The organism is Chryseobacterium proteolyticum (assembly GCF_046591535.1).
GTDB lineage: Bacteria > Bacteroidota > Bacteroidia > Flavobacteriales > Weeksellaceae > Chryseobacterium > Chryseobacterium proteolyticum.
The window spans coordinates 316490-332723 of the sequence record NZ_JBJLWK010000005.1; the positions used below are offsets into that span (position 1 = coordinate 316490).

Sequence of the window (16234 nt, forward strand, 5' to 3'; positions counted from 1 at the left end):
ACATTATAACTATGAATTATTTTCAAAAGAACAAAAAGAACATTATTATCGGTGTTATAGCGACATTGCTGATTGCGGCTCTTGTTGCACTCTGGTTGCAGAAAAAGGTCATTCATTCTGCAGATGATATTGTAGGGGTTGTATATCCATCTACATTAAGTGTAGGGGATACATTGGTATTTGAAGATAAAACACAATTTGCCAAAAGCAAAAAATGGAACTTCGGAGACGGGACAACTTCTGAGAAAAGCAGTGGTATCCACTTTTATAACAAACCGGGATATTATCCGGTAACGCTTATTATCGATAATAAATACTCTAAATCCTTCCCTGTACTGGTTTCTGCCAGAGCAATTCAGAAAGCAAAAGATACAGCGATGGTAAAAACAACCATAGATGCACCATTACGGGCTATGCAATTCGAGAATGTACAGTTTCGTGCGATCTCCGATGCTAAACAGTTCAGCTGGAAATTCGGGGAAAGCGGAACTACGGATTCTAAAGATAAGCTAGCAATCTACTCCTATAAAGAACCGGGAGATTATATTGTTACTTTATACACGGATGAAAGCATTGAACCGATTATACACCACATTAGAATTGATCCTTCTTATGATGCATTAAATGATCAGGATGTAAGCGTAGAAGACGCTTATGCAAAAATCGATAATGATTTTAAATATCATTTGCAGCAGATTGCCAACGGGAGTAATTTCAATTCACACTATAATTACCTTCTTCAGAAATACCTTTGTAATAATGAGAATACGGTTGTGAAGGTGAATGACAGTAAAGTAAATAACTTTTACATGTATTGCGCGGGACTTCAGTTTGATAAAAATAATGTTATTCAGACCGTTAAGGTAAATTTTGATGATACGCAGAATTGTGTAACCAAAGTGGATATTAACCAAAGTAAATAATTACAACCCTGTATCGGGCACACCAAATTATAAAAGAAAATAGGATGAAAAATAAATTTCCTCTAGCAGCATATTATATCGGAGTTTCATTTTTACTGACCAGCTGTCAGGTAAAATTACCATCGAAAAGAACTCCGGAGCCGACGCAATACGGGCAAATTGATAATGCCTCAGTGATGAATGGTTATCCAAAGAAGTCCGTTCCATGGATTGCCATTTCGGATCGTTCCAGAAATACGGCTTATCTTGATAAAAATGACGAAAAATCATATAAAGAAGTAAAATTCTTAGAACCTTTAATGGTCTTAAAGCATAGAGACGGCATGGTAAAAGTAGCCGAGTATATTCCGGATGCTTTAATGAAAAAGGTTTCTTCGAAGGCTATTAAGACCTATGGATGGATTCCTGAATCCGAGCTATTGCTTTGGAACAGCTCCTTAAAAGATGAAAAGACAGGTTATCCGGTAAGGGTTGCTGTGGTACCAAGCAATAGTGATGTTATCAGAAGTGCTGAAAGATATTACAAAAATGATTCGATCATGGTGTTCAACTCTCCAAGTCTGATCGAAAATGCGAATGTAAAGATACCTAACGGTCAAATTGTATATGTTTACAAACAAGCTGAGAATAACAAAAGATTTTTAGTGGGTAAAAAACCGAATATTGACATCGATAGTATCAGTACAGGATTATATGGCTGGGTAAGTTCCAATGTGATTTCAGCATGGGGGGAACGTTCTGCAGTAAAAATGAAGAATACAACCGGTGTTACGGAAACTGCTTTAGGGTTACATGAAGGAGCGCCGGGAGGTAGTGATGCCGCAAGCAGGACTGCAATTCTTCTTACGGATGTTAATAAGAGAACGCCACTTGAAAATATTTACCCTGTTAAGCTTGCATTAAAAGAAGCGCCAACTCCGGATTCTAAAACCAAATATTTTACCAATATCCTGGACTACAGTAAAAACTATGTCTTAAATGTATTGGGAGAACCTATTTATTTTGACCGTTATCGTGAGATCACGGAAAGAAATAAAAACATCAACATTGTTTTTGCTTTAGATATCAGTGCACCTAATGCACTCTATGCTCCGATTGTAAAGTCCCTGTTACAAGACCTGCAGTTAAGATTTGAAAAGCCTTCTTATTTCAATTCTGTAAAATATGGAGTGGTTCTCTATAAAAACAATTCTTGCGGAGATAATGTAGCTGTTTCCAGCTTAAATGCTGATTACAGTAAAATAATCTCTTTCATAGAAGATAAGATTAATGAGATGAATTGTCCTACCAACAGTGGTTATCAACCCGTAAGTGAAGGTTTAACGGCGGCAGGAAATCTTCTTTCAGCGGTTCCTGATGAAACGAACCTTGTAATTACAGTGGGGACATCTGCCAACCAGAGCGGGAATATGTATGGCGTAATCAATTCTCTTACTCAAGCACAGGCAAGGCTGATCATGTTCCAGACAAGTTCTAGATCATCTGATACGTATAATGACTTCGTTTTGCTGGGGCAAAATGTTGTTTCCAATACGGCAAAAAATATTGCCGAGCTGAAAAAGCAAAAAATCATTAACCAGAATGATGTTTTAACTAAGAATAACTTTAACCTTGTGGAAGGAGATGAAGGCTTCTTCTCTTTAGACTATCCAAAGCAAAGTATGTCTCAGGGATTTGTAATATTCCCTAAAAAAGGAGATGTAACGACACCGGGCTATCTGAAAAAATCAGTTGATAGTTTAATTTCACAGGTAACCATGGATAATATGTCGATAGATAATTCCCTGAATGCTTATTTCCATTCATCAGTAGGAGCGGGAAGAACAGATGTGGATCTGAAATATAAATATCTGTATCCGGGACTTACCAATCGCGTTCCGGCGGGAATTGCCGCTCAGCTGATCAATTACGGAAGTCCGTTCCTGGTAAAAGGGTATATTCCAAAAGATCTTAAAGATTATAAACCAGGTCTTGAAAAAGGAATTCTGATCTCTGAAACAGAATATGACAACCTAAAAGCTTTCTATAGGGAAGTATATGAGAAAACTGGTCCGGCAAGAGCAGACTTCAACCAGTCAAAAGCAATTAAAGAATATGTTCGTCTTGTTAAAAAATATAATCCGACAGCAAAATTCTTAGATAAAGGTGATCTTTATGAGCAGCCTATGTCTTATGCGGTGGGATTGACGACAGGTTTCGATTTGTCTGAAGAAGAACTAATGTCAAAATATAAGCTTAAGGGCTGGAGAAAATCTAAGATCGTTCTAAATGAAACAGTAAGAAAATATTTTCTTAACTACAAAGAATTGGGAGAAAGATTGCTTACTCACAGAAATAATCCGGCGGTGAAAATCCAGCAAAACGGACAGACTTTCTATTGGCTAAATGAATATTTTATGCCGACCATGCTTCCGGTAGAGGAACCAGAGTATACAAAACATTAAAATCAATTATAGGGCGGAATTATTTCCGCCTTTTTTGTATTTACACATATTGAAATCCTGAAGAAATATCTCCGGATTATCAATTCCGGATTATTGCAAAAGAATCATTGCCAGGGAGTTCTAAAATGTTGCTACATCGATGATCGTAGAACTACTACAAATTTGTAAAAATCCATTTGAAAACTTTTATAAAAGCAGCAGGGGTACTATATTTGTTGTACATTCATTGAGTTACAATATACAATTAACGATTAAAAATTTACAATCATGGCAGCAAATTCTAGAGGGATTTTAAAATTCAACGGAGGCGAGGGTCAAAAACTATTAAAACTTAACTATAGCGTTTCCAGATCTACAGATGTATCGGGAAGGGTAGCATCAGATCCTTCAAATGCACTTATAAAACTTACAGTAGAGGCAACGGAAAAATCTGATATTCTGGAAAGCTTACTTAATGGAAAATATAAGCCGACCACCGGAGAAGTTACATTTAACAAATCTCATGAAGAAGGTACTTTAATTACTTTAAAGTGGGAAAACGGATATGTTATTCAGCATGAAGTAGATTTCGATGCAGTAGATGAAAACAGTATGCTGATCAGCTTTATCGTAAGCGCTGAGACCATTCATTATGGTCAGGGTATTTATGAAGGTCTATGGCCATCAAGCTAATTAAAAAGGCACATTTAATCCACATTCATAGAAAAAGACTGTCCATAAAAAGACAGTCTTTTTTGCCTGAGATAATTTAGATACCCACAGAAAAGACAATCTGAAATCTTTATCAGGGAATACTTTGCCTAAAAGAAATCCTGATTGGATATTTTTTTTTTACCTTTAAGCCTCACCACAATCGCAAAATTATGCTACCGATACCTGAACATACCTACGGAATTTCTTTCCGTTTATCGCAGAAACCCGGCAGATTCATTAGGGATCTGCAGATGTGTACCTTACCATTAAGACCTTTTTCTGATCATATTACTGCTGATGAGGCTCATGATATTTAATGTAAGAACATCCCTGCTGATGAACTGTACAGGCAGACGTGAAACTATTTGCATACAACAACACAAAACATATTAATAAGAACATTATCAATGGGAGTACTAGTAACCAACGAAACCGTAAAACAGCTTTTTCATATTGCACAATCCATTGCAAGAGAAAATTATAATGCCACATATGGAGCTCCACATCTTTTACAGGCTTTGATGCACAAAGATATAGGACTTAATGAATTTCTGAAAAATATTGATAAAGACCCTGGATACTTTTATGAATGGGCTGATGTTCGCATAGAAGATTACCCTAAAACAACCCACCTTCCTGATGATGTGGGACAAGATGAATATGTAGATAAAATTACCGAAGAGGCAGATGACATCAGGCTGAAACTTGGACTTGATGAGATCACTCCTATTTGTATCCTTACTGCTATTGTAAAGCCTCAGGTTGCATTTACATTACAGCAGTTGAAATCCCTTCCCTTAAGAGAGCATGAAATATTCGCCCTATACAGGAAGGATATGCCTTACGGCACAGCGGAAGATGGTGAATTTTCGTCTCTTTTTTCCAATACTTCGGATTTTACGGACGCCTCATTTCCTTCGATCAAAAACTATTGTGTAGACAGAACAGCACAGGCGAGACAAGGGACATTGGAAAATATTATCGGACGGGACAAAGAATTGAGGATGCTCGTAGAGATCCTTTGCCGAAGAAGTAAACCTAATGTGATTATCATTGGTGAGCCCGGAGTTGGTAAAACAGCTTTAGTAGAAGGCTTTGCTACTGAAATCATCAGGGGAAATGTTCCGGAAATGCTAAAAAATGCCACTTTATTGGAGTTGGACACAGGAGCACTGCTGGCAGGAACATCCTATAAAGGCGAAATTGAAGACCGCCTTAAGAAAGTAATTAATGAATGTAAAAAAAATTGAAAAGGCTATTTTATTCATCGATGAAATTCATACACTTTTAGATCCAAAGGGGAGCATCGGAAATGTTGCCAATTTACTGAAGCCTGAATTAGCAAGAGGCGAGATCACGGTTATCGGAGCTACCACTCAGGAGGAATACCGGAAGATCATCGAACCTGAACAGGCGTTTAACAGACGCTTTGAGGTATTGACGGTAAATGAACCAGATGAGAAAACCTGTGTGAAAATGATCGATGTTCTTCTTGAAGGTTACAAAAAACACCATAACATTGAGGTTGAAAAAACAGCCCTTCCGGAATGTGTACGTTTAGCGAAGCGCTATGCAAAAGGTAAAAAACTTCCTGATGCGGCGATTGATTTGCTGGACAGGACTATGGCTGCCATCAAAATGCTTGATGAACTTTCCGAAAAAGAGCTGGAGAGCTGGAAAGAAAGTTATGAAGAAATTCTAAAAGAAGAATATCCTGATGCTAAGGATCAGGCAGATGAGCTGATATGGACTTATAATTTGTTAAGGGATAAGATCAGCCCTATTTTGTGGGGATCGTTGAGTGAGCAACCTGCGATCGATAACTCAATGCCGGTAGACCAGATTAAAAAGATCATTGATGATACCTATACTGAGCTTCTTCAGCATGCTTCCATAAAAAGAGAAAAAGTTGACCGTCTGGAACTGGCTGCAGTGATGGCTGCAAAAACAAATATTCCGATAGGTAAGATTCAGGCACAGGAAAAAGAGAAGCTCCTTAATATGGAATCTCTTCTTATGAACCGTGTAGTCGGACAGGATCATGCCTTAAAGATCCTTTCTGATGCTATCGTTGAAAACAGAAGCGGACTGAACAAGCCGGGGCAGCCAATAGGATCATTCTTCTTACTGGGACCTACAGGAACAGGAAAAACGGAGCTGGCCAAATCAATGGCTGAACTTCTTTTTAATGATGAGAAAGCGATGGTGCGTTTCGATATGTCTGAATTTAAAGAAGAACATTCCGCAGCCCTGCTTTATGGGGCTCCTCCGGGATATGTAGGATATGAAGAAGGAGGAATGCTGGTTAATAAAATAAGGCAGCAACCGTATACAGTGGTTTTATTTGATGAAATTGAAAAAGCCCACCATTCAGTTTTTGATGTATTCCTTCAGATTATGGATGAGGGTAAAGTGCATGATAAACTCGGAAAAGAAGGAGATTTCAGTAACGCCCTTATATTATTTACTTCCAACATCGGAAGTGAAGAAATTGTAAAGCAATTTGAAGAAGGTAAGGTTCCTGAATCATCTTCATTAATGCAGATCATGTCGAACTCCGGAAGATTCAGACCGGAATTTTTGGCAAGGATTACGGAGATCATTCCTTTTGCACCAATTACAGAATCTATTGCAGAAAGGATCTTTAATATTCAGCTGAAATCACTCCATACTTCACTAACCAGACTGGGTATGACGCTTACAATAAGTGACGAGGCTGTAAAAAACCTTGCTCTTGGAGGCTTTAGCAGTAAATATGGAGCAAGGCAGATCTCAGGTGTTATCCGTGCACAGCTGGCCAGACCTATTTCCAAAATGATCGTTCGTGAAGAAGTAAAATCCGGGCAGACAATCCATGTAGGCTGGAATGCTGAAGAGGATAAACTGACATGGAGTGTGGCGTAGTGTTAAGATAAATCCATTTTAAAATGTTTTTATTTTTAATTTAAAATAGTTATTAGTACAATGAAATTTAATTTCAAACATATTGTAACCGGAATGTTGTTGCTGATTTCTTCTCATTTTGTAAATGGGCAGTTTCTTTCAGCTTCTGATACTTCCGAAAACAGTGTGAGAAGATATAAAAGTATCATCAGTTCGAACAAAGAGATCGTAGAATTTATAGAATATTCACTTTCTCAAAAAGGGTTACCAAGGCATCTTAGAAATTTAGCCCTGATTGAATCCGGTTTTGACCGGAAACAAATTTCCGGTGCCGGTGCGGTAGGTGTATGGCAGTTTATGACGGCACATGCCAATCAATACGGTCTTTGTGAGCAAAGCCGTTCGGATTTATACAGAAGTACCAAAACAGCAGTGATTTCCCTGGGGAAGCTATACAAAAAATACAACAACTGGGTAACTGTAGTAGCTGCTTATAACTGTGGCGAGGGTAATATTTCAAAAGCAATGGATGCTGCGGGATCTTCGCAATATCATATTTTTAGTAAATATCTTCCCGGAGAAACAATAAACCATGTTAAAAAATATTTAAATGCCTGCTATGCCACAGGTGAATTACAAAGCGTTCTGAATGATTATAACAATTCACGCATGAATATGATATTTGAAAACAGGACAGGCCAATATACCGCACCTAATTTAGCTGAAACAGATATCAATGCCGGGTTTGACTTAAGTATTATAGCCGAAGAACTGGATGTAGATGTAGATAAAATACTTACCTGGAATCCGGGAATCATGGATGAGCTCAAGCAAAGCGGCGAAAGCATATTCTATCTGCCGGTAGATCTCATGCCTGATTTTCTTTTAAAAAAGAATAAAATACTGAGCCGCTCTGTCAGGAAGAAATAAAGTAATGATTAAGGTTTAATAATAATGTTTAACGATCCAAATGCAGTTTATATGAAAACAAAATCACCCAACATATCCCAAAATCCTTCTTTTCGTCCTTCACAAAATGCTGATCGCGTTTCGGAGAGCCATCATACGGGGATCAACCGTCTCGTAAAATTGTCTCTTGTGATCGAAGGAAATGTGATCAGATACTATAAGCATTTCACTTTGAAGCAAAGTGCACAACGTCACCACGAGTTTACGCTTACTTTAGCGCACGATGCACTTGGAGGAAGACAAACACATACTTTGGAAGAAGCCAATAAATTTTTGGGTAAGCGTCTTACAGCTGTGATTTCTTACAAAGACATAGAAAACAGTCCCGAAAGAACGTTTGTGGGAGTAATTACAGGAGTAGGATTCAGCCAGGAGCAAATGAGCCTTGGGAACATTGTTTTAACAGGATATAGCCCTACCATCCTTTTGGACGGTGCTCCGCATATTCAGAGTTTTGGAGGTGACCAGGCCGTTAATATGGGGATTATTGCAGAGGAAGTGATTAAGCAGGGTATCGATAAAAGCCGGTTTGATATCAGGATAGATACTAATGATTATTCCCAGATTGTTTATAGCAGCCAGTATGATGAAACCCACTATAACTATCTGGCGAGAATGGCGGAAGCTTACGGTGAGCAATTTTTCTATGATGGAGAGGTCTTGCACTTTGGAAAGCTTCCTGCACAAAATAAACCGATCAAACTTACCTACGGGAGTAATGCCAATGATGTAAAAGTAGAACTGAAAGCAGTTCATACAAAGCCTCAGTTTTATGGATACAACAGCAGTAGAAATGAAAAGCTTACTTCCGGTGAAACACCGATTCAGCATGTAAGTGATCTTGCCAAAACAGCGTATGCCCATAATGATAAAATCTTCAAAACACCGGCTCTGCAGGTAGCACCTGTAAAAGCGTCAACACACCTTGATGTGGAATATTCCCAGAAAAGTGCTGCGGGGAGTGAAGCGGTAGGTGTTTTTTCCATTTCCGGAAAAACTACGGTGCCTTTTTTACATCCGGGATGTATTGTAGATGTGCAGATGCGTAAGCCTGATACCAATGAAAGTGATTATTTCACCAGGATTATGATCACCGAAACCACCCACGAGATCGATACAATCGGTCATTATCAGGGAAGCTTTGAAGGCATTGCATCGGACACCGGATTTTTACCAAAACCGGATTTTAAAATTCCGAAAGCAGAACCACAGATTGCCACTGTAATTTCCAATGCCGATCCTGAAAACCAGGGGCGGGTACAGGTAAGATTTGACTGGCAGACTAATGATATTACCCATTTTATCCGCGTAATGACTCCTGATGCAGGGGGAACGGATCAGATTACTCAAAACAGAGGCTATGTAGCAGTACCGGAAGTAGGAGACCAGGTGATGGTCAATTTTGTTCACAGCCATCCTGACCGCCCGTTTGTAATGGGGGGGAATGTTTCATGGTGGTGTAGGTTTAGGAGGAGGAGTAGATAACCGTGTAAAATCCATTCAGACAAGAAGTGGGCACCGTATTATTTTTACGGAAGATGAAAGCATTATTATTACGGATAAATCGGGAAATAAGATCCATTTGGACACCACCGGAAGTAACATCACAATCACAGCTCCTGAAACCATGACATTGAACTGCCGGAATATGAATATTAATGTTGGAGAAAATATGAATACCTATGTCGGGATGAACAAAATGGATAAAATAATGCTCAATAATACGGAAAGCGTAGGGTCTATGAAATATGTGACTACCGGGGCGGATTTTACAACCAATGTCATTGGAAAAATGAGCCATTATGTGAAAGGAGACATGGAGGTATACGGAGAAAAAGAACACAAGCTGACCAGCTTAAAAGGAGTTGAGGTCAATAGTGAAGGAAAAGTAGAACATCACGCTGAAAAAGAAGTTCAAAACAATAGTGGTGAGAAATCTAAAAATCACTAGTCATGAGCATCGAGTATTTTGTAGAAGGTAAGACGACTACGAGAACCGGAGGGAATTATTTAACCTACGCCAAGGAAGGCATAGAACATAACAGTTCGGTTTCGGTAGAGCAGAAAGGCAAGGATTCCGGGGTAAGCTATGGACAGGCACAAAAAGTAAACCCCAATGATAAGCCCGTAAATTCGATTGATATCAGCTTGAATCTTTTTTTTTGACGGAACCCAGAATAATAAAACCAATACCATGCTGGGTGGAGGTTTTAAGGAAGCCAGCAGCGATAAGGATGATAGCTACAACAATGAATTTACGAACGTAGCGAAAGGATATGACGCTATAGATCCCAATGCGGATAACCAGGTGTCGTGGTACATTGAGGGAATCGGAACAGAAGATAAAGAAAGTGATAGTATCCTGAAAGGAGTTGCACAAGGTACCGGAAGCACAGGAGTAGTCGCCAAGGTAGCTAAAGGATGTTTAAAAGGAGCCCAGGCGATTGTAGATAAATTAAAAAATAACATTAGGCCGATCAATATTCTAACTGTAAATGTGTTCGGGTTTAGCCGCGGAGCAGCGGCGGCAAGACATTTTGTACATGTAGCCAACTCAAAAGCTTATGTCTCTTACTCTAACTTTGGAAAAGTCCTGCAGGTTTTTCCACCTGAAGACATCAAAGACGGATATCTGACCATCAGTGATAAAGATGGATCCAAAGATGCATTTATAAATCAACATGGTTATTTTGGAGCTTGTCTCCTGGCGCAGGGACTGGAGGTTAAAGAGATCAGATTTAGATTTGCCGGGCTATATGATACGGTAGCGTCCTATGGACTTAATCACAGAGGGGGCTTTGGTATTGATAATGATACCAAACAGCTGGGGCTGGATACCATTGGAAGAGGGAAAGTACAGTTTGCCCTGCAGTTGGCTTCTGATGATGAATACAGGGATAATTTTGACCTTACGAACATCAATAGTACAGGATTGTATGGTCTGGAATTTACCCTTCCGGGAGTTCACTCCGATATTGGAGGGTCCTACGGCATTGGAGAGGAAATTTCCGTGTTGTATTGTGATCCTTATGATCCTTATCAGAATGTAGAAACGCATAAAGAGTGTGAAGCATTTAAAAAAATTGTTGTAGAAGAAGGCTGGTATCATGAAGACCAATTGAAAATTAAATATTTTTACCAAAAAGACGTCAATTATGACCGGTGGTGGAATAAAGGAGCACAATATTATGGTTTGGTAGGAACAAGGAAGCTTTCCAATATGTATGATAAAATTCCCTTAAACCAAATGTTTCATTATTCCAGAAATAATAATATCAAGTATCTGGAAGATGTCATCGAAAAAAATCATAAAATAAATGATAGCTTTATGAAGAAGATCTATTCGCAGTTATCCACATATATGAATGCATGCAATGATCTCCGGAATAAATATATAGAAGCATATAATTCAGGGGATACCTCTTCCTCTTCCCGTTATATAAAGGATATTAAAGCTATTTCCTATTTAGGGCATATCGATAAAGAAGATCTGAAAATACTTAGAAATCAGTACCTTCATTGGTCTGCTAAGACCAATCAGATTGGGTTAGATACAAGACCTAATGATAATGCTCCTAAGGAAAGAGGCGCATTGGAAGCGAAATACAGAAAAAGGAATATACAGGATGGATAAGCTGAAAAGATTGATCTATTTATTTTTAGTACTCATTTTTAATTATAATTATGGTCAGAAAACGCCAGACATAACCGGACAATATTATTTTGGAGAAAAGCAGATTTATCTGTATATTTTTCCTGATAACCGGTTTGTTGCGATAGGAGCGTCCACGGTTGCTATTGGAAGAGCGTCAATACAAAATAATGCTTTGATTTTTAATCCTATCCATCAAAAATCAGAATACCTCTTATATAGTAGGAAAACTCCTGGTGAAAACCGGTTGATTATTACCGATCAGCAGATCATCCGGAACAAGATATACATGAGTACAGAATCAGATATTCTACGTCCTGTCCGCCTTACCGAAGATTGCGGACAAACTGGTTACTTCATTCCATTTCAAAATAAAGTACAGGATCTGACCGTAAAAAATAACGCTGATGTTGTAAATGTATTTCCGCTGGACAATATGAGCAACGATCTGTTGTTATTCTTTCTTGAAAAAGAACAGGATATTTCTGAACTTAATGGCATCATTACGATTAAGGAGGGACACATTAAAGATAGTAACCTCGTGCGCCGCTCACCGCTTAAGTTGGGAAACACCACTGATATTGAAGAAGAAAAACCGGAAAATATACTGGCGAAATTCGACAAAATATATTCAATTTTCGGTCAGGATAAGATATATTTGAATGAAGATTATCATATTGTTCAGGATAAAATAGATCTCGGAACTTATTCTTTTAACAAAAATAAAAATCAATACGAAAAAAAGAATAGTACAAACGATCAGCATCTCAGGATCATTTATCCATATGTTAAAATAAAACAGAAGCCGGCTAAAGAACTGAAATACAGAGATGATCCCCAAAACTTCCTTGTCGCAAAATGTTTGAAGGATCCGGGACTGATAAGGGAAGAAAGCAATGATTCTGATCCCCCGCTTCCTGTACAACCCGCTTCTCAAAAATAATGAAATTGATATGAGATTGATTAAGATATTGTTTTTATTGGCAATTTTTGCCCAAAATATAAGCTGTCAGAAAATGAAAGAAAAAGAAATACCCCAGTTTCAGGTAGAAATATGTGCTCCAGCCAATCCATATAGAATAGAGTTCGTTGATGATAAGATCATAACCCTCGAAGGCATTCCTGCCAGCTTGCCTTATGGCGGAACATCAGGTGAATGGGGGACATCCGGAAAAGGATGGACCGAGCAGCATGGAACTCCGATTGGAGCTGATATTACTTACTATGCAGGGTATGAAGATACTTTTTACCATCTGAAAGCGGACTTTCCGGAAGATAAAATTAAAGACTATATGGAACGGGCTTATGCACAAAGTGAAGCTCCTCTTTACACCGAAGAACTTCAGGAATATAAAAACCTGGGACGAAATGAAACTTTTGGAAGTGCACAAAATCCTTACAATAGCTTTTCAACTTTGGTTTTTGGTTTTGCTCCCAAGGGAATGGTAGTTGTATGGCTTCGTTTTCGTGCTGTTCAAATAGAATTAGGCAGGTTTCAGGCCGATGCAGTAAAAAATGATAAAGAGCTTGAGAAAAAGCTGTTTGCTAAATGGAGTATGACCAGAGAAGAGGTTAAAAAAAGGGATTTTAATCCTGATGCATCACCCGTTACATGGGATAATTATAGAACAAAGTATTCCTGGAAACCTTTGATTACTTCCCAGAATAAAGGACTTCGCCTATTTGATATGAACCTGGATTTTTACAATGGTGAAACGGAAGTGATGCTTCGTCCATGGATTAATAACATTCAGATCAAAGAAAGGGCAATACCTAAAGAATTGAACTTTACCTGGGAAACTGGAAAAGGACAACAATACCTGGGGCGTGCTTTTTTTAGTTGGGAAAAAGCAAATGAAGCCTTCAGGAAAACAGGAAGCAAGGGAAATCTTGAACTAACAATAGCTCCTGATAACAGCGGATTTCAGATCTCTCTGAATGGGGAGCCTTTTCCGGCTGATAGCATAAGGATTTTCAAGACCGAAAAAGAGTTTCACGATTCTTATAAATAATCAATAGAGAAATAAAAGAAGGTTTTTCTTTTTGAAACAGGGACATGATTTTAATCAATGTTACCTATTCTTATTTTTACTTAGTATAAATAAAACTTACATTTGCGGCTGAAAAATTGACTAAATGAAACGTGCCGTTATTGTTGCCTTTTTTTTTCGGGGGCTTGGGTTGGGCTTTTGCCCAAAATTCAGGATCTATCTCCGGGACTCTCAAACAGTATAATGGAGATAATCTCTCCGAAGCGACCATAGAGCTGATAGAGACTCATAAGCATACCCTAACTGATCAGAATGGTAACTTCAGTTTTAATGAATTGCCGGAAGGAGATTACCACCTTAAAATACAGGTTATTGGCTCCAATGAGAAAATTGTAGGAGTACATGTAAAGCAGAATGAACCAGCAGTGGTCAATTACCAGCTGGAGAAAGAAAATATTTCCGTTATTCAGGAAATTACTTTATCTACGGTCACCAATAAGTTTTCTAAAAAGGAAAGTCCTTATGTTTCCAAGCTTCCCTTGAAAAATATCGAAACCCCGCAGGTTTACCTCAGTGTTCCAAAAGAGTTGATTCAGGAACAGATTGCAGTTAATCTGGGAAGTATCTCAAAAAATATTCCGGGTTCCGGAATTCCCATGCTTGCCAATCAGGGACGTGTTACATTCCTTTCCCGTGGATTTACCACGGAGCCTATGGTAAGAAACGGGATCTCAGGTTTTGCCTACACTACCATTGATCCGGCAAACCTTGAAAAAATTGAAGCTATTAAAGGACCTTCGGCAACCTTATTTGGCTCAAATCTGTCGACATATGGAGGTTTATTTAACAGGGTAACCAAAAAGCCGTATAATGGTTTCGGAGGAGAAGTGTCCTATACGGCAGGAAGCTGGAACTACAACAGGTTTACTGCAGATATTAATACACCAGTGAATAAGGATAAGACCATTCTTTTCCGGTTAAATGGTGCGGCCACGTACCAGAAAAGCTTTCAGGATCTTGGATTTAGTAATGCGATCTCAATGGCACCCTCTATTTCCTATCAGATCAATGACAGGCTTTCTCTTTTATTTGACATCGAATATGGCCACGAGAAGGCTACCTCTGTTGTGAGGTTTAATCCTTACCTGAAAAGCAATAAAGTACAATCTATTGCTGATATGGGATTTCCTTATAACCGGTTGTTTGGAAGCAATGATATTGCTTATGAAACAGAAATGATGAATATTTTTGCACAAATGAACTATAAGATTTCTGATTACTGGACATCTCAAACCGTTTTCTCACGTGCAAGATCGACCATAGACGGATACATTACTGCCATCAATGGGACTTCTGATACAAAAGCAAGCTTACAGGTGATGAAGGGAAATACCAATTTCATTGCGACCAATATTCAACAAAATTTTATTGGGGACTTTCAGATTTCAGGACATAGAAACAGATTGATCATTGGGCTGGATTATTACAACAATGCGAATAGTTTCGACAGGGTAACGGTGACAGGTGCTCCATTTGATTTTACCAGCAATACGCCCTATTCAGCCAATCAATCTACGATAGATAATCTTGCTAGTTCAGGAACCCCAAGGATCGAAAAAAATGGAGACAACAGCTATGCTATTTATGCATCCGATGTCTTCAATATTACCGACAGATTTCTGGCTATGGTAAGTCTGAGGGCAGACCGATATCAAAATCTTGGAGTTACCGATATTGCTAAAAATGTAAACTCAGGTGATTACTGGCAGACTAATTTTTCCCCAAAATTCGGTTTGGTTTACCAGGTGGTAAAAGACAAAGTATCCATTTTCGGAAACTATATGAATGGATTTACCAATAAAGGAGGATCAGATATCAACGGAAACACTTTCAAACCGGAACAGGCAAACCAGAAAGAAATAGGAATAAAGGGAGACCTTTTTGGACATAAGCTGGTAGGAACAGTGAGCTATTATGATATTGATGTAAAAAATATGGTGCGACCTGATCCTGTTAATAATCTGTATTCTTTACAAGACGGAGGGCAGAGAAGTAAAGGAGTAGAGGTAGAATTTACTGCAAACCCTTTTCGTGGATTCAATATTATTGCTGGATATGCCTATAATGACAGTAAAATGACCAAAGCAGAAGAAAAAATCAATGGGTTGCGTCCTGCTTTATCCGGACCATCCAATCTTTACAATTTATGGATGAGCTATCAAATCATGGCGGGAGAATTAAAAGGACTCGGAGTGGGTTTTGGAGGAAATAAGGGAAATCATTCTTTCCATACCAATACGACAACAGCTAAAGTTATTATCCCGGCATATACTACTTTAGATGCTACAGTCTTTTATGATCATAAAAATTTCAGAGCAGGAATAAAAGTGAATAACCTGACCAATGAAAAAACATGGTCGGTAAGATTAACTCCACAAAATCCGACCCAGGTCCTCGGGAGTATTGCATATAAATTTTAAATTTAAGCTGTGATTTTCACAGCTTTTTTTGAATCTAATCTTATGTTAACACCTTCTAAATTTTATTAATTTTTTGTTAATATCTCTCGGATGGGTGTTAAAAATAATTAGATATATTGACTGAATTTTAATTATAATTATTTGATTATAAGTGTTTTAATGTGTTATTTATTTCTGTTATCGTAGAATTACTACAAAA

The 16234-nt window shown here is 38.3% G+C and carries 10 protein-coding genes and 2 pseudogenes; all 12 read left to right on the top strand.

Annotated elements, in window-relative coordinates; translation table 11 throughout:
* Positions 1-11: 11 nt before the first annotated feature.
* The 12 genes and pseudogenes from ACJ5H0_RS19265 to ACJ5H0_RS19320 all read left to right on the top strand — a co-directional run bounded on the left by ACJ5H0_RS19265 (position 12) and on the right by ACJ5H0_RS19320 (position 16035).
* Entirely contained in the window at positions 12-923 is a 912-nt protein-coding gene (locus tag ACJ5H0_RS19265) for a PKD domain-containing protein (protein WP_172284082.1), read from the top strand.
* Positions 924-967: 44 nt separating this feature from the next.
* The gene (tssR, locus tag ACJ5H0_RS19270) at positions 968-3367 is read left to right on the top strand and encodes a type VI secretion system protein TssR domain-containing protein (RefSeq protein ID WP_411251524.1); all 2400 of its coding nucleotides are present in this window, start codon (positions 968-970) and stop codon (positions 3365-3367) included.
* A 267-nt stretch (positions 3368-3634) separates the two neighbouring features.
* Entirely contained in the window at positions 3635-4039 is a 405-nt protein-coding gene (gene tssD, locus ACJ5H0_RS19275; RefSeq protein WP_172284086.1) for a type VI secretion system tube protein TssD, read from the top strand.
* A 191-nt stretch (positions 4040-4230) separates the two neighbouring features.
* Positions 4231-4377 carry a hypothetical protein gene (locus ACJ5H0_RS19280; protein ID WP_411251526.1) on the top strand — a complete coding sequence of 49 codons (147 nt, stop codon included), beginning with the start codon at positions 4231-4233 and terminating at the stop codon, positions 4375-4377.
* A gap of 90 nt (positions 4378-4467) precedes the next feature.
* Positions 4468-6964, top strand: a pseudogene (locus ACJ5H0_RS19285) (ATP-dependent Clp protease ATP-binding subunit).
* Positions 6965-7024: 60 nt separating this feature from the next.
* Positions 7025-7873, top strand: coding sequence for a lytic transglycosylase domain-containing protein (locus tag ACJ5H0_RS19290; protein WP_411251528.1), 849 nt, complete (start codon positions 7025-7027; stop codon positions 7871-7873).
* A gap of 51 nt (positions 7874-7924) precedes the next feature.
* Positions 7925-9863, top strand: a pseudogene (locus ACJ5H0_RS19295) (type VI secretion system Vgr family protein).
* 2 nt (positions 9864-9865) lie between these two features.
* Positions 9866-10078, top strand: coding sequence for a hypothetical protein (locus tag ACJ5H0_RS19300; RefSeq protein ID WP_411251530.1), 213 nt, complete (start codon positions 9866-9868; stop codon positions 10076-10078).
* A gap of 28 nt (positions 10079-10106) precedes the next feature.
* Positions 10107-11546 carry a T6SS phospholipase effector Tle1-like catalytic domain-containing protein gene (locus ACJ5H0_RS19305; protein WP_411251532.1) on the top strand — a complete coding sequence of 480 codons (1440 nt, stop codon included), beginning with the start codon at positions 10107-10109 and terminating at the stop codon, positions 11544-11546.
* A complete protein-coding gene (locus ACJ5H0_RS19310; protein WP_306614309.1) occupies positions 11539-12507 on the top strand; it encodes a hypothetical protein in 969 nt (322 codons plus the stop codon). The genes ACJ5H0_RS19305 and ACJ5H0_RS19310 overlap by 8 nt, the downstream gene beginning before the upstream one ends.
* A 73-nt stretch (positions 12508-12580) precedes the next feature.
* On the top strand, positions 12581-13576 hold the full coding sequence (locus ACJ5H0_RS19315; RefSeq protein WP_306614306.1) for a DUF2931 family protein: 996 nt from the start codon (positions 12581-12583) through the stop codon (positions 13574-13576).
* A gap of 140 nt (positions 13577-13716) precedes the next feature.
* Positions 13717-16035 (top strand): TonB-dependent siderophore receptor, encoded by a 2319-nt coding sequence (locus tag ACJ5H0_RS19320; RefSeq protein ID WP_411251535.1) that lies wholly within the window; start codon positions 13717-13719, stop codon positions 16033-16035.
* Positions 16036-16234 lie beyond the last annotated feature (199 nt).